A 25,258-nucleotide genomic window follows, 5' to 3' on the forward strand; every position below is an offset into this window, starting at 1 on the left:
CGCATCCTTCCGCGAAGCACACAGGAGCCACCATGAAGCTGATATCGGGCAGTGCCATCGTGACGGGAGCAGGTCAGGGCATCGGGCTGGGGATCGCCGCGCGCCTCATGCGGGATGGAGCCAACGTCCTCCTCTTCGGTCGGACCCGGGAGAAGGTGGAGGCAGCGGCCGGAGAGCTCAACCGGGTGATGGAGGGGCGCACGCGGGCCGTGCCCTTCGCGGGAGACGTGGTCAGCGCGGAGGACGTGGCGCGGGCCATCGAGGTTGCCACGCGGGAGTTCGGCCTCCCGGGGATCCTGGTGAACAACGCGGGGTCGGCCACCCTCCGCCCGCTCCTCGAGTTGCCGGCGGAGGAGTTCGACCAGGTCCTGGCCATCAATCTCAAGGGGCCCTTCCTCTTCACCCAGGCACTCGCGAAGGCGCTCGTCGCCGCGAAGCAGCCGGGCTCCATCGTCAACATCTCCTCGTTGAATCAGACATCCGTGACGGACGGGCTCGCCCACTACTGCGCCTCCAAGGCAGGGCTCGCGAACTTCTCGAAGGTCGCGGCTTCGGAGCTGGGGCGGTACGGCATCCGTGTGAATGTCGTGGCCCCGGGAGCCATCCGCACACCCCTCGCCGAGGGTGCCGGCCTCCTGACGGGAGCCATGGGGCGGGAGTTCCTCGCCCACACGCCGCTCGGAAAGCCGTGTGGCGAGCCGGAGGACGTGGCGAAGGTGGTGTCGTTCCTCTGCAGCGACCTCGCGTCATGGATCACCGGTGACACCCTCGCCGTCGACGGTGGCAATCACATTCGCGGGCTGCACAGCTACTCGGACACGCTGGGCCTCACACGTCCCGTGGAAGGCTGAGCCGTCCGTCACTTGCGGTCCCCGGGGGGGGTTAAGCCTCCCCGGGTTCTGAAGAAAGAGGCAGGCGACGGCAGAGGCCCAGCGCGTCAGCGTCCCTGGAAGCGGGGCGGCCGGCGCTCGGCGAAGGCGGAGAAGGCCTCCGTCAGGTCATGCGACTGGAGGAATGCCGAATTCCACACCGCCACGTAACGCAGCCCATCCGCGATGGACTTGTCCGCGCAGTACTCCATCACCTGCTTGGCGCCCTGGATGACGAGCGGCGGGTTGTCGGCGATGCGCCGCGCCGTCGCGCGCGCCTCCGTGAGCAGCGCCTCGGGCGTGGGGAAGACCTCATTGACCAGGCCCATGCGCAACGCGCGCGCCGCGTCCACGTCGCCGCCGGTGTAGGCCAGCTCGCGCGTGTTCCCCTCGCCGATGATGCGAGGCAGCCGCTGGAGCGCGCCCAGGTCCGCGACGATGCCGACCTTCACCTCGCGCAGGGAGAACTTCGCGTCCTGCGAGCAGTACCGGAAATCACACGCGGCGATGAGGTCCATGCCCCCGCCAATGCACCAGCCATGCACTGCGGCGATGACGGGCTTCTTGCACCGCGCCACCCCTTCCGTGCCCTGCTGCATCTCACCAATCAGCTTGAGCAGCCGGCTGCGCTCCAGCGCCAGGTTGCTCTCGCCGGTGAGCAGCGGCCCGAGGGTCTCCATCATCCCCATCAGGTCCAGGCCGTAGGTGAAGTGGTTGCCTTCGCCGCGCACCAACACCACGCGCACAGCATCGTCGGCGTCCAGGTCGCGGAGCGCCTCGGGCATCTCCCGCCAGAAGTCGGGGCCCATGGCGTTGCCCTTGCCCGGGCCGGTGAGCACCAGCTCGGCGACGCCCTCGCCCTTCTCGATGCGCAATGACTTGTACGTGCCGTCCATCCATTCACTCCCAGGGAAGTTCGCTGGCGGCACTTGAGCAGATGCAGCGCGGTGGCGTCCAAGAATGTGCCGTGGACGCTGCGCTACCGAACGGCTCGGCTGCTTACAAGTAGCTCATCCACGCGCTGTTCGTTCGCGCCTTGAGCCTCACGAACCAGCGGCACGCGAACCCCAGCGGCAACAACAGCATCGCGGCCAGCCCCCAGAGCGCCGCGATGTTCGGAACGCTGAAGAACACGCCCTGGTTGGGTCCCCACGCGAGGAGCGCCACGCTGTTGAGCCCGTGCAGCAGATAGAGATGGGCCAAGTAGAAGAACAGCGGCGCCGCTCCAAAGGTCGTGAGCAGCGCCAGTCCACGCGCGGGCATCCGCTCCAACAGCGCGAGCAGCAGCGCGCCCACCCCCAACGTCAGCAGCAGGAAGTCGAGCGACGGGGGATACTTGGTGAGGTTCAGGAAGGAGATCACCGTCTGGAGCGGCGTGGCCCCCACCACCCAGGGCACGGGCTCCCCATACCCATTCAACCCACGCAGAAGCATGAAGAGCGTCAACGCGGCCGCCCCGGCGAAACGCAGCCTGCGCCGCCGCGTCCCCACGTCGACCTGTGACGCGAACCAGGGACCGATGACGTGGCCCAGGGCAATCACGCCAATCCACGGAGCCAGGGGATAGGACGTCCGCGCACGGGCGTCCCAGGGCAGCTCGATGAATCCCCTGTCGTGGAGGATCGCCCAGAGCGCGGAGCCAGCTTCCCCAGGAGCGAAGGCGATAGGGTCGAGCAGGTTGTGCCCGAAGACGATGGCCAGGCCTACGGCGAGCAGCGCGGGTTTCGGCAGCCACAAGAGCCCGGCGAGGGCGATCATCGACCAGCCAATCGCCCAGATGACCTGGAGGAAGTAGGTGGGGGGCGCCAGCGAGAACGTCCAGGCGAAGTTGACCAGCGTCAGCTCCAGCAGGACGAGGAATGCTCCCCGCTTCAACAGGAACTCGGACGCCGCGCGCCTTCCGCCCCGCCGCTGGCCGTAGAGCCACGCCGAGAGCCCCGTCAGCGCGACGAACACCGGCGCACACAGGTGCGCCGCGAGCCGCGTGAAGAAGAGGCCCGGGGGCGTGGTGGCCAGAGTCACCGGATCGCTGACCTGCGCGTGCATGTAGAAGAACTCACGCGCGTGGTCGACGAGCATCAGCAGCATGACGAAGCCGCGCAGGGCATCGATGGCGACGATGCGCCCTGCGGTCGCCTGCTTCCCAGCCTGACCACATGTCGCCGAATCGACTCCCTGGGGTATCGAGAGCGTGCCTGCGGGCACCTGAAATCTCCTTGCCAGCTACATCGTGAGGTACGGCGTAGGGCTCAACACCCTTCTCCGCGCCGTGTTCCCATGAGGCGAGGCCTCCAGTGGGCCCGGCCGTGGCACACGCCCGCCAAGGCCCTTCAGGAATCAAAGAAGGCCGATTGAAAGCGGAGGGCATGCCAGACTGATAGGCTAACCGCCTGCTGGCTGCGAGCGATCATGAGTATTCAGAACCAGAGTGTCGGCGAGCTTCTCGCCGGGTATGCGCAAGTGCTCGCGGAACTTCGACGCCGCAGGGTGGTGCGCACCAACAACGCCCCGGCGGGGGATTACGCGGAGTGGCTCGTTGCTCGTGCCCTTGGTGGAGCACTTGCCGAGGACAACTCGGTCAAGTCGTACGACCTCACGCTCCCTGCGGGTGAGCGCCTCCAGGTGAAGGCTCGGGTCGTATCCGAGCCACCGAAGCACGGGCAGTTGCAGACCTCCGCCTTCAGGTCGTGGGACTTCGAGCTGGCCGCCCTGGTCCTGCTGCGGGACACCGACTACTGCGTGGTCCGTGCCGTGCTCGCCCCCGCCGAAATCGTCCGCGAGCAGAGCCGGTTCTCGGCCCACACAAAATCCCACTCGGTCCACATGAACTCACGATTGATGGACCATGCCCGAGCGGCGGACATCACCGCCCAGCTCCGCGCCGCAGCCGGAGAATGAAGAAGAGGCCCCCTCCTCACCGACCTCTACTCGCGCGGCGATCAATGGCTCCCGCGACCCGCTCAGGCTCCAGTCCATCCCTTTCAGGGAAGTCGCCGAAGGGTGAGGGAAGTCACGCCAAGGGACGGCAAGAGGCTTCTCATGGTGTGGCGGCCGAGGCGACCACTTCGCTGACACAGGAGGCCTGGTACTACGACAACAGCGACGCAACGGTTCATCCCGTCGGCAAGAAGAAGCCGAACGCCTACGGGCTCCACGACATGCTCGGGAACGTCTGGGAGTGGACCTGGGACGCCGACGAATACAACTCCAAGCTCTTCGACGGGGAGATGAACGATCCCTTCACCGGCAGGCTGGATGTCGTAGCTCGGCGTAACAGGTCCTCCGGAGTTCGGCGAACCCGGTCGGGGTGAGTTCGGCCAAACCGGTCCGCACCGGTTCGGCCAAACCGGTCCACTCGGTATCCCGCCGACAGGCCACGCTGCCTTCCCTTGGAAAGGGAAGTGGCGTGAGTAACCGGAGAGTGGAGATGGACCGGCTGCAGGAATTGGTGCGGTTGCACCGCCTGGGCACACCCGCGAGGCAAGTGGCCCGGGTGCTGCGCATGGGCGTGGACGTGGAGCGCAGCTACCGGCACGTGCTGGAGGCGGCGGGGCTGCTGCAGGGCGACGCGCAGGAGCTCCCTGAGATAGAGGTGCTCAAGGCCGCGGTGCTGGCAGCGCGGCCCGCAGCCCCGCCAGTGCCCCAGCAGACGTCCAGCCTGGAAGCGCACCGCGCCCAGGTGGAAGCGTGGGTGGCCAAGGGCCTGCAGCCGCAGGCCATCTTCACCCGGCTGCAGATGGAGACAGGGGTGCCGGCAGGCAGCCTCTCGGCGGTCAAACGCCTGGTGGGCCGCGTGCGTCGGGCCCAGGGCGTGAGTGAAGAAGACGTCGCGATTCCCGTGGAGACGGCCCCAGGCGAAGTTGCGCAGGTGGACTTCGGTGAAGTGGGCCGGCTGTACGACGCGGACGCGGGGGCGCTGCGGCGCGCCTGGGTGTTCGTCATGGTGCTCGGCTACAGCCGCCACCTCTTCGCCACGCTGGTGTTCGACCAGCGCGTGGAGACGTGGCTGCGCTGTCACGAGGCCGCCTTCGCGTACTTCGGTGGCGTGCCTCATTGCCAGGTGCCTGACAACCTCAAAGCGGCGGTGGTGCGCGCGGCCTTCGGGGTGGACGCAGAGAGGGCCTTGCAGCGCAGCTACCGCGCGCTGGCGCGCCACTACGGCTTCATCGTCGACCCGGCTCCACCCCGTGCTCCCGAGAAGAAGGGCAAGGTGGAGGCGGGCGTGCGCTACGTGAAGGGCAACTTCTTCGCCGGGAGGGCCGGAGAGGACGCGCGCGCGTGCGAGGCCGACCTGCAGCGCTGGCTGCGGGACGTGGCGTCGGTACGCGTGCACGGCACGACGGGGCGCCAGCCTCGCCTCCTCTTCCAGCAGGCCGAAGCCACGGCGCTGCGCGCGCTGCCGGCGGCCGCGTGGGCACCCGAGGTGTGGCACGAAGCCCGCGTGCACCGAGATGCCCACGTCATGTACGGCCGACGGCTGTACTCGGTGCCGTGGCGGCTCATCGGCCAGTGCGTCTGGCTGTGCGTCACGGCCCACGACGTGCGCGTGTACGCCCAGGACGAGCGCGTGGCCACCCACCCCTTGCGCGGCGAGGGCCACCGCAGCACCGTGGAGGCGCACCTGCCCGAGGCGCGCGCGGCCCTGCGCCACCGCAGCCGCAATCACTGGGAGACGCGGGCGGCCCGGGTGGGCCCACACACCGAGGCGTACGTGCGCGCCGTCTTCGACGCGGATGACGTCCTCAGCCAGCTGCGCTGCGTGCAGGCCATGGTGATGCACCTGGAGGGCTTCCCGCGCGAGCGAGCCGAGGCCGCGTGCCGCCGGGCGCTGCACTTCGGCAACCTGCGCTACCAGGGCCTCAAGGACATCTTGCGCCGCGGCCTGGACTTGCAGCTGTTGCCCCAGGACGGGCACCTGGCCATCGCCACGCCCGCCGCCACTGCTACGCCGCCGGCTCCCCGCTACGCGCGCGACGTGCGCACGCTGCTGCGTTAGCGCCCCCTGGCTGTCCCCGCCGTCCCACCCCGCTCAAGGAGTGTCCCCCTGCATGAGTACCTATGACGAGCTCGTCCCCGTCCTGAAGAAGCTGCGCCTGTCCGGGCTGCTGCAGTCCCTCGAGGTGCGCTGCCGCGAGGCGGCCGACGCCAACTTGTCGCTGACGGAATTCCTCTACCGACTGCTCGCCGACGAGGTGGAGCGGCGCGACGGCAAGCAGTTGGACGTGCGCATGCGCCGAGCGGCCTTCGAGCGGCCCAGCACCCTGGAGGACTTCGACTTCTCCTTCAACACCTCCGTCCCGCGCACCAAGGTGCTGGAGCTGGGCACCTGCACCTTTGTCGAGCGGCACGAGAACGTGCTGGTAGTAGGCCCGGCGGGCGTCGGCAAGAGTCACCTCGCCCAGGCGCTGGGCCAGCGAGCCTGTCGCGCCGGCCACGCCGTCCTCTACGTCAGCGCCCACGACATGCTCACGCAGCTGCGCGCCTCACGCGCCGACAACAGCTACGAGCGTCGCCTCCTGCGCTTCACCACGCCAGCCCTGCTCATCGTCGACGACCTGGGGCTGCGGCCTCTCACGGGGGAGGAGGGCATCGACTTGTACGAAATTGTCCGCCGTCGCTACGAGCGCGCGGCCACTTGCATCACCTCCAATCGCGCCCTGGAGGAGTGGCCTCCGCTATTTGGTGACGCGCTGCTGGCCAGCGCCGCCATGGACCGGCTGCTGCACCACTCCCATGTCCTCACCATCGAGGGTGACAGCTACCGCAACCCACCGCTCGCCAAGCGCACCCGCGCACCTCGCGCGGCCCTGGTCGAGACTGCCGCACGCTGACGCCTGGCGGAGCCCCTGCCGGACCGGTTTGGCCGAACCCGCGCGGTCCACGCCGTCGCGCCTCCCGGGCTCCTCACGTCAGGACCTCATTGGCCGGACCGAACCGCGACCTGATTAGCCGAGCCTTGACACTGGAGATGGAAGAGCAGGGACAGAGCCGCGTCGTCCGCGCGGGCGACTACCGAGAGAACCGGTTCGGTGTGCGTGCGGCGCACCGGCACCAGTATCTGACGAGCTCCGGTGACACCGGTTATGGCTTCAGGCCGGTGCGCACGGTGGCCAAGAAATAGCCCGCTTCCACCCGGAACGAGCACCGGAAGCCCCGGAAATGGAAACGGGCTGGAGACCTTGAGATCTCCAGCCCGCTTCACTGATGGTCGGGAGACAGGATTTGAACCCGTGGACACGGGGTGCCCCAAACCCGCGACGGCACACGCCTTTCGCTGAATCGTGAGTGAATCCGGGCACTTTGAGTCCACGGGTGAGTCCTTGGCAGTCCCATCTGTCACCCGGAGTCCCTTCCAGTCTTGGAGACATTCTGGAGACGAGACCAGGGTCGTACTCACCATGCCGCAAAACGGAGTCAGCGAGGCACCAGCCCTTCCGGTGGCCAAGGTGGAACCTAGAAGAAGGTAGGCAGTACATCTCCCACCTCGGTATAAAGTCCAGCGCGGATTCGCCTGAGCAGGCATGCCTACTGCGGTGGATGGGAAAGAGAGAACGGTATGCGTGGCGACGCATGGTGGACCGAGAAACTGAACGGCACCAAACGACAGGCGGTGGCGGGCTCGTTGTGGGCGGCGTGGCGCGACCGGAGGGAGCGGGTCGCCATCGTCACCGGGTTCACAGGGGTCGGAAAGACGACGTTATCGGACGCCCTACGTGGACGTGCAGTCGAGGAGGGCAAGGTCGCCGTACGTCTCAGTGTCCCATCTGGCGGTACGGCCGATCTCGACGCTGTGCTCCATGGCCTCCTTGTGCAGGAACTCGAATTGAACGGCAACGCAGTTGATGCGAAGCGCGCACAGGCTGCGAGCGGCTTCGCCGTTGCGCTACGGGAAGTTTTGCTGAGTGGTGCACTCGTCATCATCGACGAATTTCAGGAGGTACTGACTGCAGAGGGAACTCCGCCCGAGCACCTCATCAAGACGATCACAAAGATCGCCGAGCACGTGGGATTGCCAGGAGTCTTGGTGCTGGTCAGCAACCGTGAGGTCGAAGGTGAGTGGATCGAACGATGCCACCGCGAGTGGCTGCTGGCACCAGAACCGGCAGAAGCCGAGAGGGTTCTCCGACGTGCGGTGAACTCGGCCGAGTTTCAACCGTCTGCGGAGGACGCCGCAGATGCCGTCCGTAGGCTTGGCGCGAACCCACGTGCGCTGACATTGCTCGGCATTCTTCTCCATCGCTATACCCAGAAGGAACTTCTCGGCGATGAACCCGACCTTGCCCCGCAGGGTCCGCCCGACCTGCTGCTTGTCAAGCGGCTGGAAGAGAGGCTGGTTGAGAAGGCGGCTCGCGGCTTGGCGAGTGCTGAGCACCGTCTTCTTGATGATCTGGCGGTCCTACGGATGGACGCCGACGATGCGTTGGCGGCGACGCTTGCCGGGAGCAGCAAGGCTTGGGCGAAACTCAGCCGTCCGCTCCGTGACCGCTATCTCATCGAGCTGCGTGATCGCCGCTATCACGTCCATCCAGTGGTACGGGAAGTGGAATTGCGCCGCCTTTACCAGAATCCCGAGGCGTACAGGTCTGCGCATCTGCGAGCGGGAGAGTGGTACGCGGGGCCCCTCCGTAAGCTCTCCGGCACCGGCTCCGCTGTGAAACAAACCACGGGACTTGGGCACCGCTTGGAGGAGGCTCGCTACCATCTCCACGCAGCTGGAGCGGAGAACGCACTACAGACCCTGCTTCAGGGGCTCGGGGACTACATAGTACGGCGATTCAACACCACAACTCCCTACCCGGAATCCAGCGCTGAACTCAGTGCCCGCATCGAATTCCTTGATATCTTCCTGAAGGAGCCAGGCGTACCGGGAACTGAGCAGCACCTTGCCCAACTGCTCGCCCGCAGACAGGAGAAGGGAGATCTTGAGCGCGCTGTGGTTCACGCCAAGCGTGCAACGAGTGGGCAGATGCACGCTGACCCCTGGGTGCTCTGGGCCAAGCTGGAGGCAGAAGTGAACGGTTATGAGGCCGGCGCAGCCTCAGCGCGCTTGGCGAGCCAAGCCGTTAAGCCGGGCAAGAACCTTTACGCCGTTTATCAAGTGCTGGGTGCCTGTCTCACTCATGCAGGCAAGGCCGACGACGCGGTGGAGGCGTTGTGGAAGGGATACCAGCAAGACACGTCGGCGAATCGACACCGGCTCGTTGAGCAGGCCGTGTGGGCCGCTGCTGCAGCTTCTGATTTGAGGCTGCTCGACGGTCTGCTACAGCGCGTGGAGCAAGATATTGAACTCCAACCGCAAGCAGCCCTAGGTCGCGCCCTCCAATTGCAGCAAGGTGGTAAGTGGCGCGATGCCGCCGAGCTAGCCCGGCGTGAAGGGGCAAAGCATCGAAACTACGTGCACCTTGCCATGATCGAGGCGCTGTCCTGGCTTGGGGCAGGAGAGCCTACACAGGCTGAGATCGCATTGAAGGGTCTTCCTCAAAGTCTGTGGCTCAACATACGAGAGGGCGGCACATGGCTTGCGGCCCTGGTCGCGCTGCAGAACGGAAGTATCAACCAAGCCCGGAAGGCACTCTCCGTCTACCTTGGATTCCCGGCGCCAACAGAACCAGAAGCATTAAGAGCAGCCTTGCTGCGCGAGTGGGACGAGCGCGTCTCGGTGATGGGCGAGGCGATGCCGGCGTTACACTTCCCTGTGCTCCCGAAGGTGATTACCGGCTATGACCACGACGTCGTGCGGGCCCAACATGGCGAGCCCGTGCTGCCTGCCAATCTGAAGGCGACGCTCCCGCGCGGCGGCTTGCCCGGCGAGGAGCCCGGAAAAACTGATGTAGCGTGGCATGCTGCCGTAACGCAGATGGTCATCAAGAGCCAGTTCAAGGAGGCGACGTTGACCCCGATTTTTACTTGGGTCCAGCTGTCCGACATTCACGTCGGTCATGGTGATGCGGCTCACCGATGGGACCAAAACCTCGTGCTTGAGGATTTGGTCGACGATCTCTCCAACCTTATCAGCCGTGGGGTTCCAAAGCCCGATGTCTTACTGGTGACTGGTGATATCGCGTTCAGTGGGGGTGGAAAGCCGCGCGAGGACGGGACTCCGAACAGCGAGTACTCCCAAGCGAAGGAGTGGCTTGTCAGTGCCGCTGCGGCAGTCAATCTCTTGGCGCGTGACGTCTACCTCATCCCTGGCAACCACGACGTAGACCGAGGGGTGGACAAGGATCGTGACGTCAATCGGCTCATTGCCGCGTTGAGAACCAACGAGAAATTAGACGCGGCTCTTGAACATGCTGGAGATCGCGCGCAGCTGAGACGCCGTCAAGCGAACTACCTTGGCCTGACCGAGCATTTCGCGGAGTCGTGCAGAAACCTCTTCTGGCAGACGGAACTGGAAGCCCACCACGGGAAGAGGATCGTGCTAGTTGGACTCAATACTGTCCTCCTCGCAGCCAATGACCTAGATCGCGGGCACCTACAACTAGGTAGGCAGCAGTGGGGGCAGGTAGCGACTGCCAGACGGAAGGACGGCTCGATAATCATCGCACTGGGTCACCATCCATTCCAAGACGGTTGGCTCAAGGATGAGGAAGATGCTCGCGGTTGGATAAGTAAGTACGCAGACATTCACCTCTCAGGGCATGTTCACAGCGCCAACTCCGAGAAGCTGCGGCGCGGCAGCGGAGGCGACTTGATCCAAATCGTCGCTGGTGCGGTGCATGCTGAAAATACTCCCCACGGGCCGCCCATTGCTCATGGGTACAACGCCGCATCCATCCTGCAGGACAGTACCGGGCGGCTGTGCCTCAAAGTTTGGCCCCGACGGTGGTCAGAGAAAAACAAGGACTTCCGAGTCGACGTGGACAACGTCCCTAGTGGGAAGGATCACGCGGAGCACCCCTTGCGAGAGAACTGAGCACGAGGACCGCCGAGAAGACTGCAGACCTCGGAGCGGCCGGGTGGGGGGCGGGGGGCGATGAGCTTGCCCGGGTTTCGTGGCTCTCCCGCACTTCGTGTGGATTTGCCGCAAGGAGGTATTGGTGGATGAGGAGCCCTTTCCCTCGTTTCGGTCCCACTGCCTCACAGCGAGCAGCCCGCTCCCATGCACTCGACGTTCCGCGTGACCTCCCCGGAGGATGCCCCCGAGGGAGGCGGATGACGCGAACCTGTCCCACTGTCGGACAGGTTCTGGTGAGCAGCAGCCAGCAGGGCGCCCTCCTGGACTCCGTTTCTGGCGTGTCCATTCCAAGTCCGGGCTCCACACAAAGTGCGGGAGAGCCACGGAACCGGGCTACTCCCAGGTGAACATGACCGCCCGGCTGGCGGACACACTCCGCAAGCAGCGGTACCTCCGGGGTGAGCGCGTCCTCTGGCGGGCCGACAGCCACCCGAAGGTGACCCAGGTGCTGCTGAACAAGTGGATGAGCCGCATCCAGCGGTTGGCCGGTCTGAAGGTGACGGGAGGCATCCACATCCTCCGCCACACCTTCTGCTCGCGGCTGGCAATGGCAGGAGCCCTGGCGAAGGCTATCCAAGAACTGGCCGGGCACCAGAACCTCTCCACCACCCAGTGGTACATGCACTTGAGCCCGGCGGCCAAATCAGCGCTCCTCCCGATGCTGAAGGCACCGAAACAGGAAGCCCCAAATGAAAACGGGCTGGAGACCTTGAGATCTCCAGCCCGCTTCACTGATGGTCGGGGAGACAGGATTTGAACCTGCGACCCCTTGGTCCCGAACCAAGTGCTCTACCAGGCTGAGCCACTCCCCGATATCCGGTGCTGCGCCAGGAACTGCCCTTCGGGCCCGGCGAAGCGGAGGCGGATCTATCCGAGCCGCTTTCCTGAGTCAACGGCCTCTTTCATCCGTCCCTTCCCCCTCGGTCCCTTCCCCGCCGCCCCCTCGACTGTTGTCCTACCTACCCTTCAGGACGGGACATTGTTCACCCGCTTCACAAGATCCAGGCCTTCCTGTACTTCCAAGGAGTAACACGTTGCTCTGCCCCTGTTCCCCCACAGAGGACCATGACGCCCCCTACCGTCCTCATCTCGGATGATGAACCCCTCCTGGTCTCCGCCCTCGTGCGGGAGGCCAGGCGCTCCGGCCTCGTGTGCATCTCCGACACGACCTCCGAGCGCGTGCTGGAGCTGGCCCGTCTCCATCAGCCCGCCGTCATCATCCTGGATCTGAACCAGCACCAGGACGGCCGGGACCTGCTCGCCCAGCTCAAGAAGGACCCCACCACCCGCGACTGCAAGGTCATCATCCTGAGCGGCGTGGAGGACCAGTTCACCCGCCACGTGTGCTTCGAGCTGGGCGCGGACGACTACGAAGTGAAGCCGTGCGACCCCACCTTCATGACCCGCATCGCCCGGCTCGCCGCCGCCGTCGCGCACACCCGCGCCGCCTGACGCCGGCCCCTCCTCAGGGCCGCAGCGACTGGATGGCCTTCGCGTAGTCCTTCGCTCCGAACACGTAGCTGCCCGCGACCAGCACCGTCGCCCCCGCATCCACCACGCGCTTCGCCGTCTCGGCGTTGATGCCGCCGTCCACCTCGATGTCCACGTCCAGCCCCCGCGCGTCCAGCATCGCGCGCAGCCGGCGGACCTTCTCCACCGTGGACTCGATGAACGACTGGCCCCCGAAGCCCGGGTTCACGCTCATGAGCAGCACCATGTCCACGTCGCCCAGCACCTCTTCGATCGCCACCAGCGGCGTGCCCGGGTTCAACACCACCGCCGGCTTCGCCCCCGCATCGCGGATCTGCTGAAGCGTGCGGTGCAGGTGCGGACTCGCCTCCCGGTGCACCGTCAGCACGTCCGCACCCGCCTTCGCGAACGCCTCCACGTACCTCTCCGGCTCCACGATCATCAGGTGGACGTCCAACGGCTTCGTCGCCACCCGTTTGATCGCCTCCACAATCACCGGGCCCAGCGTGATGTTGGGGACGAACCTGCCATCCATGACATCCACGTGAATCAAGTCCGCTCCGGCGGCCTCGATGGCGCGGACCTCTTCGGCCAGACGGCTGAAATCACAGGACAACAGCGAAGGAGAGATGCGGACAGGGCGGCTCATGGCCGCGCTTCATAGTCGCTTCCGCCCGGCCACGGTACTTCCGCCCGGCTGGACAGAAGGCTGGCGGACACAGGTGGACCTGATGGGTGGGGGGGCCGGGCGGCCACCACACCGTGCGTGCTACAACCTGGGGCGCAACGCGGCGGTCCGCCGCATCCCACGGAGCCCGCCTCGGTGCTTCCCCAGTCCGTGCCCGCCTCCCCCAACCTGTCTCGCCGGCTCGCCAAGCTGACCTCCATCCTGGATGTCGCCAAGGCGATGAGCGCCGAGCGGGACCTCGACCTGCTCCTGCCTCTCATCCTCTATGAGGCCACCAAGGTCGTGGAGTCGGACCGCTGCTCGCTCTTCATCCTGGACCGCGAGCGCGAGGAGCTGTGGAGCAAGGTCGCCCAGGGCTCCAAGAACGAAATCCGCCTGCCCATGGGCAGCGGCATCGCCGGCCAGGTCGCGCAGACGGGCGCCGTCATCAACATCCCGGACGCCTACGCCGATTCACGCTTCAACAGCAGCTTCGACATCTCCAGCGGCTACCGCACGCACACCATCCTCTGCGTCCCCATGCGCGACGCCAACGGGGACGTCACCGGCGTCATCCAGGCCCTCAACAAGCGCGGCGGGATTGTCTTCGACGCCGAGGACGAGGAGCTGCTGCTCGCCCTGGGCGCCCAGGCCGCCGGCGCGATTGAGAACGCCCTCCTCCACGAGGAGATCAACCGCCTCTTCGAGGGCTTCGTCTCCGCGTCCGTCGTCGCCATCGAAGCGCGCGACCCCACCACCGCGGGCCACTCCGGCCGCGTCGCCGACCTCACCGTGTCATTGGCGCAGGCGCTGGAGCACCACACCACCGGCCCCTATGCCCAGGTGCGCTTCTCCCCCGTGGAGCTTCAGGAGCTGCGTTACGCCTCGCTCCTGCACGACTTCGGCAAGGTGGGCGTGCGCGAGAACGTGCTCGTCAAGGCGGAGAAGCTCTACCCGCATGAGCTGGACAGCCTGCGCGCCCGCTTCCAGCTCGCTCGCAAGGACTTGCAGCTCCAGAGCTCCCGCCGCCGGCTCGCCTCCGTGGAAGCACGCGGGCTGAACGCCCTGCCCACCATCCATCAGGAAGAGGACGCGCGGCTCGCCACCGAGCTGGCCCAGTTGGATGAGGTGATGGGATTCCTGCTCACCTGCAACAAGCCCACGGTGCTCGCGCAGGGCAACTTCGAGCGCCTGCTGGAGCTGGGCAAGCTCACGTTCACCGACGCGCATGACCATGGGCAGGCACTGCTGTTGCCCAGTGAAATCCAATCCCTCTCCATCACCCGCGGCACCCTCTCACCGGAGGAGCGCCGCGAAATCGAGAGCCACGTCGACCACACGTACCGCTTCCTGTCGCAGATTCCCTGGACGCGCGCCCTGCGCCGCGTGCCAGAGATTGCCTACGCGCACCATGAGAAGCTGGACGGCACCGGCTACCCGCGCGCCATCCCGGACACGACCATCCCCGTGCAGTCCCGGATGATGTCCATCTGCGACATCTACGACGCGCTCACCGCGAGCGACCGGCCCTACAAGAAGGCCGTGCCGCACACGCTCGCGCTCGACATCCTCAAGAAGGAGGCGGGCTCCGGTCAGCTGGACGCGGAGCTGTTCTCCATCTTCGTCGGGGCGGAGATTCCCAGCCGGGCGCTCAAGAAGCGCCCGGCGTAGAAGCCAGACTCAGGCGCTGATGGTGTGCAGCCGGAGGCTGTTGATCTTCCCGGGCTGTCCCACCGGCGCTCCGAACACCACCACGATGCGGTCGCCCCGGCGCGCGAGACCGCGGGACACCAGCTCCTCCTCCACGCGGCGGAGCATGGTCTCCGTCTCCTGGATGGGCTCCAGCACGCGCGGCACCACGCCCCAGAGCAGCGACAGGCGGCGGCGCACTTCCTGGTTCGGGCTGAAGGCGACAATGGGCACCGTCGGCCGGTAGTGCGCGAGCAACCGCGCCGTCACGCCCGACAGGGTGAAGGCCGCGATGAGCGTGGCACCGCTCGACTTCGCCGCCTCGCACGCCACGCGCGCGATGACGTCCGGGAAGTGCAGGGGCAGGCCCAGCGGCGCTTCGATGCTGCGCGGCAGGTACTGCGCGCGCACGGAGGACTCGGCCGCCAGGATGATGCGCTCCATCATCTGCACGGAGTCCACGGGGAACTTGCCGCTCGCCGTCTCACCCGACAGCATCAGCGCGTCCGCGCCGTCGTACACGGCGTTGGCCACGTCGCTGGCCTCCGCGCGCGTGGGACGCGGGTTGTCGATCATCGAGTTGAGCATCTGCGTGGCCACGATGACGGGCAGGCCGCGCAGGTTGGAGCGCCGGATGATGTCCTTCTGGACGGCCGGCACTTCTTCCGGGGGAATCTCCACGCCCAGGTCGCCTCGGGCCACCATCACGCCGTCCGTCTTGTCGAGGATGGCGTCCAGGCGCGCGATGGCCTCCGGCTTCTCCAGCTTGGAGATGATGGGCACCGTGCGGCCCACCTCCGCCATCGCCTGCCGGGCCGCGTCCAGGTCCGACGGCTGGCGCACGAAGGACAGCGCGATGTAGTCCACGCCCGCCTTGAGGCCGAAGATGAGGTCCTCGCGGTCCTTCGCAGTGAGCGCGTCCGCGCGCACCGCCACGCCGGGCAGGTTGATGCCCTTGTTGTTCTTCAGGATGCCGCCGTGGATGACTTCCGTCTTGATGAGCTGCTTCTTGTCCGTCTCCACGACGCGCAGCTCCAGGAGGCCGTCGTCCAGGAGGATGCGGTCGCCCGGGTTCACGTCCGCCGCCAGGTGCGGGTACGTGGTGGACACGATTTCATCCGTGCCCTTCACCGTCTCGTCGGTGGTGATGTGGAAGGTGGCGCCGTGCTTCAGCTCCGTGCTGCCGGTGACGAAGCGGCCGGTGCGGATCTTCGGACCCTGCAGGTCGCCGAGGATGCCCACCGCCTTGCGGACCTTCAGCGAGGCCGCGCGCAGCATGTCGATGTTCGCCTGATGCTGCTCGTGGCTGCCGTGGGAGAAGTTGAGCCGGGCCACGTCCATGCCGGACTCCAGCAGCGCCTCCAACATCTCCGGGGTCTGACTGGCGGGACCGAGGGTGCAGACAATCTTTGCTCGTCGCATAGGTGCGCGAACATCCGGCCCCACCGCGTTTCGGTCAAGCACGCACAAGACGTGCTCGGTCAGGTAAACCAGTAAATGTCCAGGCCGCTCGGCGGGAGTTCAACCGCGCAGCAGCGTGCCCAGATTTTCGCGCTCCCAACGCAGCGCGGCGCCGTAGTGCGGGTACGTCCGCTCACGCTCGCGGAAGGCTCGCGGATGGTGCACGCGCCTGCCCATCCGGCCGCTGCTGGGGAAGAGCTGGTGGAGCATCTCGTGGAAGACGATGAACTCCACGAAGAAGGCGGGCACCTCCGGCCTGTCCAGCGCGGGGTGGATGCGAATCTCGCGCGTCTGGTGGTCGTAGACGCCCAGGCGGATGGACTTGCGCCGGCGACGCGGAGGCATGCGCCCCCAGCCGATGCGCGCCTGGATGCCGTTCTGGAAGTAGATCTCATTGACGCCGTTGTAGAGCGCCCGCAGGTCGAAGCAGCGACCGAGCGGATTGAGCTCCGCGTCGGATTCCCGGCGGAGCTGGCGGATGAGCGGCTGCTGACCCCGGATGTACTCGTCCAGGAGCTGGCCCGCGTTGCGGTGTCCCCGGCCCGCGTAGTCCGCCACCGCGCGCACCACCGACTCCGGCGCCTCCAGGAACATGTGGTGCAGCCGCAACTGGAGCACCTGCGAGCCCCGGCGGAAGGACACCATGGTGGAGCGGTTGTCCGTCACCGCGAGCCGCACCGGCATGCCCAGATTGGCGCTCAGGCGCCACGCGAGCGACTCCGCGCGCGACCACAGCTCCTCGCGCGTCGTCGAGGTCAGGACGCGCGGCGCCTCTTCCGCGACGCGGTTGCGCGGCGGCAGGGGCGCGGGACCTTCGGGCACACGTGAGGCGGGAACGGCGGCGCGCTCCGCGGTCGAGCCACGCGGGAACAGGGACATCTGGCGGAAGGCTTCGGGCGTCACGCGGAAGGCATCGTACCCGGCACTTCCCCGGACTCAAGGCCGGGGGTTGGACGCCCGTCTGCCCGTCGACCACGCCCACACGCAGCGCATGACACCTCGGGTCGAAGCCACCCCTGCGCGCCCCGCGTGCTTCCTTGGGCTTCGTAAGCTCGGAGACGCGGGGCCCGCCCTTCAGGGCAGCGGGGGCTGTTCACCGTGGCGTGACTTGAGCAGGCGCTCCAGCCGCTCCGGCTCCATGCGCACCACGAAGGTCTTCTCCCTCGCGTACGTCACCTGCCCGGGGGCGGCGCCCTTCAGCTTGCGCACGAACTTCACCGGCATGTAGCTGACCTCGCCGCGCGGTTCGCCCTTCGCCCCCGAGTGGTGCAGCGCCAGGTGCGCCGCGTCCAGCAGCACCTCCTGCGCCACCTCCCCCTTCTTCTCCTGCGGCACCACCACGTGGCTGCCCGGCAGCCCCCGGGCGTGCAGCCAGATGTGCCAGGGCCTCGCCACCTTGAAGGTGAGCGTGTCGTTGTCCTCCGCGCCCCGCCCCACCCAGATGCGCGCGCCGCCGTGGCCCACGTACTCCTTGAAGGGCAACCCCTCCTTCGGGCCCTCCTCCCCCTGGGTCACCTGGAGGACCTCCACCTGCGCGAGCAGCGCGGCGCCGTCCATCGCCTCAATCTGCTGGAGCGCCACCTGCGCGTGCGCCACCTCCCGCGACAGCTCCGCCTCGCGGTGGCGCGCCGTCTCCACGCCACGCAGCAGGCGCCGGTACTGGTGGAAGCGCCAGTCCGTCTCCTCCTTGGGGGTGCGCTTCGGGTCCAGCGTCACCTGGACCTCCTCCACGCCGGACTCCGTATAGGAGGTGAGCGTCACCTCGGAAGCGCCCCGCTTGAGCCGGTGCAGGTTCTGCGCGAGCAGTTCGCCCACCTCGCGGTGCTTCTCCGCCTCCGGGCCTCGGGCCGCCTCCGCGCGCACCTTCTCCAGCGTCCGGGAGGAGCGCTTCAGCCGGGCGCGGTACGGCTGCGCGAGCCGACGGCGGATGGTGTCCGCGCGGCTGGTGCGGTCCTTCTGCCCGAGCACCCGTTCCGCGGCCTGCAACTTCGGAAGGAGGTCCCCCTCTTGCGGCTCCAAGCGCGAGGGCTGCGCGCGGCCCTTCGTCAGCGCCTCGTCGGACACGGGCTCCGGCGGCGTCCAGGCGGCGCCCGCATAGAGGTTGCGCCGGGAGCCGAAGCCTTCTCCGGAGAGCATCAGCACCCGGTTGTTGTCGCTCAGGAGGAGCAGCCCCCCCGGGGAGCCCAGCTCCAGCACCAGTCGGCGGCGCACGCCCTCGCGATCAAACTCCAGCACCACCGTGCGGTTCGGCTCCAGGTAGCGCGCGCCCTGGAGCTTGAAGCCGGTGAGTTCCTGGCGCAGCCAGCGCTGGAAGGGGGCGGGTTCGCCCGGCGTGGGGAAGCGGTCCTCCGCGACGGACAGGCGCGACAGCTCCCCTTCCGAGCACAGGCACAGGACCACCGAGCGGCCCGGAACGCGCAGCTCCACGTAGGCCAGGCGGGGCAGCGGGCACCACGCCTTCTGGGCCACCGCGCCCACCAGCCGGGACGCCACCTCCGCCACGACCTCTTCGAACTCCACCGGACGCAGCGACATGGCCCCTCCCCAAGGGGCGGAGGGGGAACCCCAGCCCGCAAAAAGAAAAACGGCCCGGCGGGTTTCGCCGAGCCGCTCATTGGACGTCAACCGACGTCCGTCATGACACGAAACTTCAGGACTGCGGGGCCTCGGGAGCGGGAGCCGCCGCCTTGGCGCTCTTGCGCTTCGCGGGAGCCCGCTTGACCGCCTTCTTCGCGGTGGTCTTCTTCGCGGGGGCCTTCTTGGCCGCCTTGCGAGGAGCAGCGGCCGTCTTGCGGGCCGTCTTCTTCGTCGCGGTCTTCTTCGCCGTCGCCTTCTTCGCGGGCGCCTTCTTCGCGGTCTTCTTCTTCGCGGCCATCGGAATCCTCCGTTCAGGTTGAGGCCCGCGGTGACGCGAGCCCTGCACCCACTTTGGACTGAACGTGAGTGCTTGAAATGAATGGTACGGGCGACATGCCAGTGTGTCAACGCATGGTGATGTATTGCAGTGCGCGGCGAGGCCGATTTCTAGGCGTCGGGCGCTTCCAACCGTTCGTGGCGGTCACTTCGGGGGGTGGAGCGCGTCGTGCGCGGAGGCCAATTTCCGGCTCCGGACGCATTTCGAGGGTCCGAACTCCTGACCTGAGTGTCCGCTGCCGCGCATCCGCGCGCGGTCCTCGCGTCGCTTCCCGTCGTTGAAGCGTCGGCCTACGGTGCGCGCCCGCATGCGCACCGCCCCACTGAGCTTCCCCGCGTCCTTCACCTTCGGCGTCGCCACGTCCGCGTACCAGGTGGAGGGCGGCATCGAGAACGACTGGTCCCAGTGGGAACGGGAGGGGAAGTTGAAGGAGCCCCACGTCCGCTGCGGCCGGGCGGTGGACCACTGGCACCGGTACGAGGAGGACTACGCCCTGGCCAAGGCGGTGGGGGCCACCGCGTTCCGCCTGTCGCTGGAGTGGGCGCGCATCGAGCCCGAGCGCGGCCGGTTCGACGGTCAGGCGCTGGAGGCGTACCGCGAGCGGCTCCTGCGGCTTCGCGCGCATGGCCTGCGGCCGGTGGTGACGCTCCATCACTTCACCCACCCCACGTGGTTCCACGCGGCCACGCCCTGGCACCTCCCGGAGAGCCTGGAGGCCTTCCGCCAGTACGTGCGCCGATGCGCGCCCTTGTTGGAGGGGTTGGACGCGCTCGTCATCTCCTTCAACGAACCGATGGTGCTTTTGTTGGGCGGCTACCTCCAGGGCCTGATGCCCCCGGGCATCACCGACGGGGCGAAGACGATGGCGGCGCTGGAGAACCTGGTGCGCGCGCACGCCATCGCGCGGGAGGAGCTGGGTCAGCGCCTGGGCCGGGTGGAGCTGGGCATCTCCCAGAACATGCTGTCGTTCGCGCCGGACCGCTGGTGGCATCCGCTGGACCGCTCGCTGGTGAGGCTGGCGGCCCCGGCCTACAACCACGCGTTCCACGAGGCGCTGTCGTCCGGCCACCTGCGCGTCTTCATGCCCGGCGTCGCGTCCACGGACGTGCGCATCCCGGAGGCGCGCGACTCGGTGGAGTTCGTGGGGGTCAACTACTACACGCGCGCCCACCTGCGCTTCATGCCGCGCCCGCCCTTCATCGACTTCAAGTACCGGGACCCGGACCAGCGCGGGCTCACCGACATTGGCTGGGAGCAGCGCCCGGAGGGCTTCGGCCAGTTGCTCCAGGAGGTGAAGCGCTACGGCAAGCCGGTGTGGGTGACGGAGAACGGCATCGACGACAGGAAGGGCACCGTCCGGCCGGAATATCTCCACGCGCACCTGAAGCAGGTGCTGGAGGCGCGCGCCTCCGGGGTGGACATCCAGGGCTACCTCTATTGGAGCCTGCTGGACAACTTCGAGTGGCTGGAGGGCTGGGGCCCGCGCTTCGGCCTGTACCACGTCGACTTCGACACGCTGGAGCGCCGCCCCACCCCGGCCTGCGACTACTTCCGCGCCGTGGCCACCGGGCGCGTGCTGGTGCCGCCGCCCGGGGCTGCCTCCGACGCTTCAGGCTCTGGAGGCGCTCAGCCCAGCGCGGCCCGGTAGTCCACTTCCGGCTCCTCTAGAGGAGCCGAAGGGTCGGTGTCCGCGCCCGCGAAGAAGCGCCGGACGCTGTCCTCCACCGCCTGGGGCGAGTCGAGCTGGTTCACCTCCGAGCGGAAGTGCGCCGCGCCCTTGAGGCCGTGCGCGTACCACGCCAGATGCCGGCGGAAGGAGCGCACCGCGCCCACGGGGTCCCCGAAGAACTCCGCGTGCGCCTGGGCGTGCTCCAGCACCAGCTCGCAGCGCTCCTCGGGCGTCGCCGGAGGTCCGCCGGTCAGCTCCCGGAAGAGCCACGGGTTGCCCAGGGCGCCCCGGCCAATCATCACGAAGTCGCAGCCGGTGGCGTCCAGCATCCGGTGGGCGTCCGCCACCGTCTTCACGTCCCCGTTGCCCATGATGGGCAGCTCCGGGAAGTGGCGCTTCAGGGACGCGATGTGGGACCAGTCCGCCTGGCCCGAGTAGCCCTGGGCCCGGGTGCGCGCGTGGATGGCGAGCCCGGCGCAGCCCGCTTCCTGAAGCGACTCCGCCATCTGGAGGTAGTTGAGGCTCTGGGCGTCCCAGCCCGAGCGGATTTTGCAGGTGACGGGCAGGCCGGTGGCGTCGCGGATGGCCCGGACGACGGCGGCGGCTCGGGGCACGTCGCACAAGAGGCCGCTGCCGGCGCCGTTGCGCACCACCTTCTTCACCGGGCAGCCCATGTTGATGTCGATGATCTGCGCGCCCGCGTCCCTGCCCACCTGGGCCGCCAGCGCCATGGCCTCCGGTTCGCCGCCGAAAATCTGGAGCGAATAGGGCTTCTCCACCTGGGCGTCGTAGCGCAGGTACTTGAGCGTGCGCTGGTTCTGGCGCATCAGGCCCTGGGCGCTCACGAGCTCCGTGGGGCACAGGGCGGCGCCCAGCCGGAACGCGATGACGCGGAAGGGGCGCTCGCTCACGCCCGCCATGGGCGCGAGGATGTAGGGATTGGGGAGCGTGTAGGGACCCAGCTTCAGCATGGCGGCGACACCCTATAGACCTTTGGACCCTGACGGGGCGGGAACAGAAGCTCGCCCGAGGGGCACAACGGCCCTGCGCGGGTGGGGGTCAACGATTAAGGTCCCTTCCCATGTTCCGTTTCAGGCTCGGGAGCGTCCCCGTCCACGTCCACATGAGTCACCTGCTGTTCTCGGCGGTGCTCGCCTACAACTCCCTGCCGGTGCCGGGCAGGAGTTCGAGCGCCGGGTGGCTGGGGGACCGGCTGACCGACCCCGACTCGGCGGGCTATGCGGGTGCGGTGGCGACCTACGTCCTGTCGTGGATGTTCATCGTCTTCGTGTCCGTGCTCGTGCATGAGCTGGGGCACGCGGTGGCCTTCCGCTACTTCGGCTACCAGCCGAGCGTGGACCTGGTCTTCATGGGCGGCGTCACCCGCCCCAACACGGACGCCCCCCTGCCCTGGCACAAGGACGTGGTCAGCAGCTTCGCGGGCCCGCTGGCCGGGCTGACGCTGGGCGTCCTCTGCTGGGCGGTGCTGCTGCAGGTGCGTGGCCGTTGGGAGGTGGCGGACTTCTTCCTGGGCAACTTCTTCTTCGCCAACATGGTGTGGGCGGTGCTGAACCTGCTGCCCGTGCCCCCGTTGGACGGCGGCCACATCAGCACGGCGCTCGCCACGCGGATGTTCGGCCGGAGGGGCTTCATCGTGTCCCACGTGCTGGCCCTGGGCCTGTGCGTGGGGGTGGTGCTGCTCAGCATCAAGAGCGGGGCCCTGTTCCTGGGCGTCCTCTTCGCCATGTTCGGCTTCCAGTCGTTCCGCGTGCTGGCGGACGTGATGCGCGCGCGCAGCGAGGACAAGGAGGCCGAAGGTCCGAAGGCCCAGGGGCTGCGCGAGGCCCAGCAGGCCCTGCGCGAGGACCGGCTGGACGACGCGTGGCGGCTGGGCCAGCGGCTACTGGAGGGTGAGGGGCTGTCCGCGAGCCTCACCAGCCGGACGCACTACCTGTTGGGCTGGGTGGCGCTGAAGCAGGGCCAGGGCCGGCCCGCGCTGGACCACTTCTCCCAGGTGCAGGGCCAGCCGGTGGAGATGCACGCGGTGGCGGCGGCCTTCTCGCTGGTGGGCGACGACGCCCGGGCGGTGGGCTACTGGAAGCAGGCGTGGGGCGAGTCGCAGGACCGGACCGTGATGCACGAGTACGCGGGCGCGCTCATCCGCCTGGGTCAGGTGCAGGAGGCGCTGCGGCTGCCCGGCGTGGACCCGGCGGCCGCGTTCCGGTGCGCGGAGCGGGCGCTCTTCATCCGGGGCGCCTATTCGGAGGCCGCGGCGGTGGGCGAGGCCGCGCTGCAGCACGCGAAGGACCCGGGCATCGCCTACGACGCGGCGTGCGCCTTCGCCCGAGCGGGCAACATGGGGGACGCGGTGCGCCTGCTCCAGCGCGCCCAGGCCCTGGGATTCAAGGACGCGGACTATGCCGCCTCCGACGAGGACCTGGCGCCCCTGCACGGGCAGCCCGCGTTCGAGGCGTGGCTGTCCCTGCTGCGCCCCTCCGCTTCGACCTGAGCGGGGACGCGCCTCCGGAGGTAGAGTCCACGCCCTCCCGTGAAGCCGCCCTCCCCGTCCGTGAAACCTCCCGACGCGCCCGTGCGTACCGGTGCCATGCCGGCATTGTCGGAGGGTGCCGGGGACTCGGACGAGGTGTTGATGGAGCGGTTCTGCCAGGGGGATGCGCCCGCGTTCGATGCGCTCTTCCAGCGCTACGCACGCCCCATCCAGGGCTACCTGTCGCGCCTGACGGGCAGCCCCGCCACCGCCGAGGACCTGACCCAGCTCACATTCCTGTCCCTGGTGCGCGCCCGTGGCCGCTTCCAGGAGGGGGCTCGCGTGCGTCCGTGGCTGTACGCCATCGCCACCAACGCCGCGCGGGACCATGCGCGCCGCCACCGCCGGCCGGAGGACCTCACGCCCGAAGGTGAGCTGCCCCTCACCGCCGTGGCCGACACCCCGGAGCCCCGGGACGCGGGCCTGGAGCGCGCCGTGCACCGCGCCCTGGAGCAGCTTCCGGAGGGACAGCGCGTGCCCATCCTCATGCATCGCTTCGAGGGCCTGGGCTTCGCGGAGATCGCCGAGGCCCTGGGCCTCACCGAGAGCGCGGTGAAGGTCCGCGCCCACAGGGGGTACGCGCGGCTGCGCGAGCTGCTCGCCCCCCTTCATCAGGAGACAGCGGAATGACGCCCGAGTGCGAACGCGTCATGGACTGCCTGGACGGCCCGCTGCCTCCGGACCTGGCCGCCCACGCGGCCGGCTGCGAGGACTGCCGCGCGCTGCTGGAGGGCTTCCACGCGCTGGCGCCGCCCGACACCGGGCCCGCCCCCAAGCCCTTCGCGGGTCCCTTCAATGAAGCGAAGCTGGAGGAGACGCGGCGCAAGTCGCTGACGGAGCTCGCCGCGGCGCCCCTGCCCACCCCGTGGTGGCGGGACGTGCTGGTGCTGCTGGTCACCTATCTGGTCGTGGGCGCGGTGGGCCTCGCCGTGGTGGGCCGGCACGGGATGCTGCTCAACTCCGCACCTTCTTATGTGGTGGCGGGCGTGGCGCTGCTCATCGTCGCGGGCGTGGGGGGCGGGGCCCTGCTGGGACTGGCGCCGGGCCGGAGGCGCTGGCCCCTGGGCGTGGTGGCGCTGGGCGCGGGGGGCGTGGCGCTGGCGCAGTTGGCGGGGCGCTCCGGCGTCGAGGCGCGGCCCCTGCTCACAGGCACCCTGGGGTGCCTGGGCACGGAGGTGGTGCTGTCGGTGGTGCCGCTGGCCCTGGCGCTGGTGCTGCTGTGCCGCTCCGCCTACCAGCCCGTCCGGGCGCTGGCGGCGGGGCTGTCCTCGGCGGGCGTGGGCATGCTGGTGCTGCACGTGCACTGCCCCGACGGCGCCGCGGACCACCTGATGCTGGGCCACCTGCTGCCGTGGGTGGCGCTGGCCGGCGTGGCGGTGTTCATCCGCTCACGCCTGCCGTCCCGCACCTTCGCGCCCTGATTCACCGGTGCGCGAGGGCGGGCCTGCCCACTACTGGAGCCGCGACAGCGCTTCCTGGGGGAAGGCGCGCGCGTCCACCTTCGCATGCCATTCCTTCACCTTGCCGTCCGGCCCGATGACGACGCCCACCCGGCGCGCGTTGGCGGCCGAGGCGTCATCCGCGGCCCCGTAGGCCAGCCCCACCTTGCGATCCACGTCGCACAGCAGGGGGAAGTTGAAGTCGAACTTCTTCGCGAAGGCCTGGTTCTCCTCCGGCGTGTCGAAGCTGATGCCCAGGATGACCGTGCCCTTCTGTTCGTACTGGGCCTTGTGGTCACGAAAGGAGCAGCCCTCCGCGGTGCAGCCCGGCGTGTCCGCCTTCGGGTAGAACCAGAGCACCACGTTCTTGCCCCGGTAGTCCGACAGGCTGTGCGTCTTCCCCGTATGGTCCTTCACGGTGAACTCCGGCGCCACGTCTCCCTGCTTGAGCATGTGCGATGCCTCCTTGAGGTGGGGGAACGGCGCCGTCCTAGCACGCCGTGGGGACAGGCAGCCGGGCACCGCTCGGACGATGTGTGGAGTGGAGTGCAGCCGGGCGGCCCCCTCCGGGCGC

The 25,258-nt window shown here is 68.1% G+C and carries 22 protein-coding genes and 1 tRNA gene; 13 read left to right on the plus strand and 10 right to left on the minus strand.

Features of this window, described 5'->3' with window-relative positions:
• Window positions 1-32: 32 nt before the first annotated feature.
• Complete coding sequence (locus tag OV208_RS00335; protein ID WP_267571781.1) at window positions 33-851, plus strand: SDR family NAD(P)-dependent oxidoreductase; 819 nt, start codon at window positions 33-35, stop codon at window positions 849-851.
• An 86-nt stretch (window positions 852-937) separates the two neighbouring features.
• Here OV208_RS00335 and OV208_RS00340 read toward each other — a convergent pair whose 3' ends face one another.
• Both OV208_RS00340 and OV208_RS00345 read right to left on the minus strand, forming a co-directional pair.
• Entirely contained in the window at window positions 938-1,765 is an 828-nt protein-coding gene (locus OV208_RS00340; RefSeq protein ID WP_267571782.1) for a crotonase/enoyl-CoA hydratase family protein, read from the minus strand.
• Between the two features lie 103 nt (window positions 1,766-1,868).
• Entirely contained in the window at window positions 1,869-3,074 is a 1,206-nt protein-coding gene (locus tag OV208_RS00345) for a DUF1624 domain-containing protein (protein ID WP_267571783.1), read from the minus strand.
• 204 nt (window positions 3,075-3,278) lie between these two features.
• On the opposite strand from OV208_RS00345, the gene OV208_RS00350 reads away from it, so the two are divergent.
• From OV208_RS00350 to OV208_RS00375, 6 genes are all read left to right on the plus strand, one after another.
• Window positions 3,279-3,767 carry a hypothetical protein gene (locus OV208_RS00350; RefSeq protein ID WP_267571784.1) on the plus strand — a complete coding sequence of 163 codons (489 nt, stop codon included), beginning with the start codon at window positions 3,279-3,281 and terminating at the stop codon, window positions 3,765-3,767.
• A 146-nt stretch (window positions 3,768-3,913) separates the two neighbouring features.
• Window positions 3,914-4,180, plus strand: coding sequence for a formylglycine-generating enzyme family protein (locus OV208_RS00355; RefSeq protein ID WP_267571785.1), 267 nt, complete (start codon window positions 3,914-3,916; stop codon window positions 4,178-4,180).
• A gap of 95 nt (window positions 4,181-4,275) precedes the next feature.
• A complete protein-coding gene (istA, locus tag OV208_RS00360) occupies window positions 4,276-5,865 on the plus strand; it encodes an IS21 family transposase (RefSeq protein WP_267571786.1) in 1,590 nt (529 codons plus the stop codon).
• Between the two features lie 52 nt (window positions 5,866-5,917).
• Window positions 5,918-6,700, plus strand: a complete 783-nt coding sequence (gene istB, locus OV208_RS00365) for an IS21-like element helper ATPase IstB (RefSeq protein WP_267571787.1) — start codon at window positions 5,918-5,920, stop codon at window positions 6,698-6,700.
• 725 nt (window positions 6,701-7,425) lie between these two features.
• On the plus strand, window positions 7,426-10,785 hold the full coding sequence (locus tag OV208_RS00370; RefSeq protein WP_267571788.1) for a metallophosphoesterase: 3,360 nt from the start codon (window positions 7,426-7,428) through the stop codon (window positions 10,783-10,785).
• A 391-nt stretch (window positions 10,786-11,176) separates the two neighbouring features.
• Window positions 11,177-11,584: a tyrosine-type recombinase/integrase gene (locus OV208_RS00375; protein WP_267571789.1), complete on the plus strand. Its 408-nt coding sequence runs from the start codon at window positions 11,177-11,179 to the stop codon at window positions 11,582-11,584.
• Here OV208_RS00375 and OV208_RS00380 read toward each other — a convergent pair.
• Window positions 11,563-11,639: transfer RNA gene (locus OV208_RS00380), tRNA-Pro, on the minus strand. The two genes, OV208_RS00375 and OV208_RS00380, sit on opposite strands and share 22 nt — an antisense overlap.
• Window positions 11,640-11,892: 253 nt before the next feature.
• Here OV208_RS00380 and OV208_RS00385 point away from each other — a divergent pair.
• On the plus strand, window positions 11,893-12,279 hold the full coding sequence (locus OV208_RS00385) for a response regulator (protein ID WP_267571790.1): 387 nt from the start codon (window positions 11,893-11,895) through the stop codon (window positions 12,277-12,279).
• Between the two features lie 13 nt (window positions 12,280-12,292).
• Here OV208_RS00385 and rpe read toward each other — a convergent pair whose 3' ends face one another.
• Window positions 12,293-12,946 carry a ribulose-phosphate 3-epimerase gene (rpe, locus tag OV208_RS00390; protein WP_267571791.1) on the minus strand — a complete coding sequence of 218 codons (654 nt, stop codon included), beginning with the start codon at window positions 12,944-12,946 and terminating at the stop codon, window positions 12,293-12,295.
• A gap of 174 nt (window positions 12,947-13,120) precedes the next feature.
• Here rpe and OV208_RS00395 point away from each other — a divergent pair, with 174 nt between their 5' ends.
• On the plus strand, window positions 13,121-14,635 hold the full coding sequence (locus tag OV208_RS00395) for an HD family phosphohydrolase (protein ID WP_267571792.1): 1,515 nt from the start codon (window positions 13,121-13,123) through the stop codon (window positions 14,633-14,635).
• Between the two features lie 9 nt (window positions 14,636-14,644).
• Here the strand turns inward: OV208_RS00395 and pyk are convergent, their stop codons facing one another.
• The 4 genes from pyk to OV208_RS00415 form a co-directional block, all read right to left on the minus strand.
• The gene (pyk, locus tag OV208_RS00400) at window positions 14,645-16,075 is read right to left on the minus strand and encodes a pyruvate kinase (RefSeq protein WP_267571793.1); all 1,431 of its coding nucleotides are present in this window, start codon (window positions 16,073-16,075) and stop codon (window positions 14,645-14,647) included.
• Between the two features lie 99 nt (window positions 16,076-16,174).
• Window positions 16,175-16,993 (minus strand): hypothetical protein, encoded by an 819-nt coding sequence (locus tag OV208_RS00405; RefSeq protein WP_267572781.1) that lies wholly within the window; start codon window positions 16,991-16,993, stop codon window positions 16,175-16,177.
• 195 nt (window positions 16,994-17,188) lie between these two features.
• On the minus strand, window positions 17,189-18,649 hold the full coding sequence (locus tag OV208_RS00410; RefSeq protein WP_267571794.1) for an NFACT RNA binding domain-containing protein: 1,461 nt from the start codon (window positions 18,647-18,649) through the stop codon (window positions 17,189-17,191).
• 115 nt (window positions 18,650-18,764) lie between these two features.
• A complete protein-coding gene (locus OV208_RS00415; protein WP_267571795.1) occupies window positions 18,765-18,989 on the minus strand; it encodes a hypothetical protein in 225 nt (74 codons plus the stop codon).
• A 346-nt stretch (window positions 18,990-19,335) separates the two neighbouring features.
• Here OV208_RS00415 and OV208_RS00420 point away from each other — a divergent pair, with 346 nt between their 5' ends.
• Entirely contained in the window at window positions 19,336-20,676 is a 1,341-nt protein-coding gene (locus OV208_RS00420) for a glycoside hydrolase family 1 protein (RefSeq protein WP_267571796.1), read from the plus strand.
• On the opposite strand, the gene dusB is transcribed toward OV208_RS00420, so the two are convergent.
• Window positions 20,655-21,668, minus strand: a complete 1,014-nt coding sequence (gene dusB / locus OV208_RS00425) for a tRNA dihydrouridine synthase DusB (protein WP_120542698.1) — start codon at window positions 21,666-21,668, stop codon at window positions 20,655-20,657. The two genes, OV208_RS00420 and dusB, sit on opposite strands and share 22 nt — an antisense overlap.
• A 110-nt stretch (window positions 21,669-21,778) precedes the next feature.
• Between dusB and OV208_RS00430 the strand changes: the two genes are divergently transcribed.
• From OV208_RS00430 to OV208_RS00440, 3 genes are read left to right on the plus strand one after another with little or no spacing between them, the layout of a single operon-like run.
• Window positions 21,779-23,206 carry a site-2 protease family protein gene (locus tag OV208_RS00430; RefSeq protein WP_267571797.1) on the plus strand — a complete coding sequence of 476 codons (1,428 nt, stop codon included), beginning with the start codon at window positions 21,779-21,781 and terminating at the stop codon, window positions 23,204-23,206.
• A 39-nt stretch (window positions 23,207-23,245) separates the two neighbouring features.
• Window positions 23,246-23,875, plus strand: coding sequence for an RNA polymerase sigma factor (locus tag OV208_RS00435; protein WP_267571798.1), 630 nt, complete (start codon window positions 23,246-23,248; stop codon window positions 23,873-23,875).
• The gene (locus OV208_RS00440) at window positions 23,872-24,666 is read left to right on the plus strand and encodes a DUF1109 domain-containing protein (protein WP_267571799.1); all 795 of its coding nucleotides are present in this window, start codon (window positions 23,872-23,874) and stop codon (window positions 24,664-24,666) included. The genes OV208_RS00435 and OV208_RS00440 overlap by 4 nt, the downstream gene beginning before the upstream one ends.
• 30 nt (window positions 24,667-24,696) lie before the next feature.
• Here the strand turns inward: OV208_RS00440 and OV208_RS00445 are convergent, their stop codons facing one another.
• Window positions 24,697-25,137, minus strand: coding sequence for a peroxiredoxin (locus OV208_RS00445; protein WP_120542695.1), 441 nt, complete (start codon window positions 25,135-25,137; stop codon window positions 24,697-24,699).
• Window positions 25,138-25,258 lie beyond the last annotated feature (121 nt).

The sequence above is a fragment of the Corallococcus sp. bb12-1 genome (genome assembly GCF_026626765.1).
Lineage (GTDB): Bacteria > Myxococcota > Myxococcia > Myxococcales > Myxococcaceae > Corallococcus > Corallococcus terminator.

What these genes read in the sequence shown, in the direction of transcription:
- OV208_RS00335 (WP_267571781.1), top strand. Translation starts at nt 33, where the DNA reads ATGAAGCTGATATCGGGCAGTGCCATCGTGACGGGAGCAGGTCAGGGC.
- OV208_RS00340 (WP_267571782.1), bottom strand. Translation starts at nt 1,765, where the DNA reads ATGGACGGCACGTACAAGTCATTGCGCATCGAGAAGGGCGAGGGCGTC.
- OV208_RS00350 (WP_267571784.1), top strand. Translation starts at nt 3,279, where the DNA reads ATGAGTATTCAGAACCAGAGTGTCGGCGAGCTTCTCGCCGGGTATGCG.
- istB (WP_267571787.1), top strand. Translation starts at nt 5,918, where the DNA reads ATGAGTACCTATGACGAGCTCGTCCCCGTCCTGAAGAAGCTGCGCCTG.
- OV208_RS00370 (WP_267571788.1), top strand. Translation starts at nt 7,426, where the DNA reads ATGCGTGGCGACGCATGGTGGACCGAGAAACTGAACGGCACCAAACGA.
- OV208_RS00375 (WP_267571789.1), top strand. Translation starts at nt 11,177, where the DNA reads ATGACCGCCCGGCTGGCGGACACACTCCGCAAGCAGCGGTACCTCCGG.
- OV208_RS00385 (WP_267571790.1), top strand. Translation starts at nt 11,893, where the DNA reads ATGACGCCCCCTACCGTCCTCATCTCGGATGATGAACCCCTCCTGGTC.
- rpe (WP_267571791.1), bottom strand. Translation starts at nt 12,946, where the DNA reads ATGAGCCGCCCTGTCCGCATCTCTCCTTCGCTGTTGTCCTGTGATTTC.
- pyk (WP_267571793.1), bottom strand. Translation starts at nt 16,075, where the DNA reads ATGCGACGAGCAAAGATTGTCTGCACCCTCGGTCCCGCCAGTCAGACC.
- OV208_RS00405 (WP_267572781.1), bottom strand. Translation starts at nt 16,993, where the DNA reads ATGTCCCTGTTCCCGCGTGGCTCGACCGCGGAGCGCGCCGCCGTTCCC.
- OV208_RS00410 (WP_267571794.1), bottom strand. Translation starts at nt 18,649, where the DNA reads ATGTCGCTGCGTCCGGTGGAGTTCGAAGAGGTCGTGGCGGAGGTGGCG.
- OV208_RS00415 (WP_267571795.1), bottom strand. Translation starts at nt 18,989, where the DNA reads ATGGCCGCGAAGAAGAAGACCGCGAAGAAGGCGCCCGCGAAGAAGGCG.
- OV208_RS00420 (WP_267571796.1), top strand. Translation starts at nt 19,336, where the DNA reads ATGCGCACCGCCCCACTGAGCTTCCCCGCGTCCTTCACCTTCGGCGTC.
- dusB (WP_120542698.1), bottom strand. Translation starts at nt 21,668, where the DNA reads ATGCTGAAGCTGGGTCCCTACACGCTCCCCAATCCCTACATCCTCGCG.
- OV208_RS00430 (WP_267571797.1), top strand. Translation starts at nt 21,779, where the DNA reads ATGTTCCGTTTCAGGCTCGGGAGCGTCCCCGTCCACGTCCACATGAGT.
- OV208_RS00440 (WP_267571799.1), top strand. Translation starts at nt 23,872, where the DNA reads ATGACGCCCGAGTGCGAACGCGTCATGGACTGCCTGGACGGCCCGCTG.
- OV208_RS00445 (WP_120542695.1), bottom strand. Translation starts at nt 25,137, where the DNA reads ATGCTCAAGCAGGGAGACGTGGCGCCGGAGTTCACCGTGAAGGACCAT.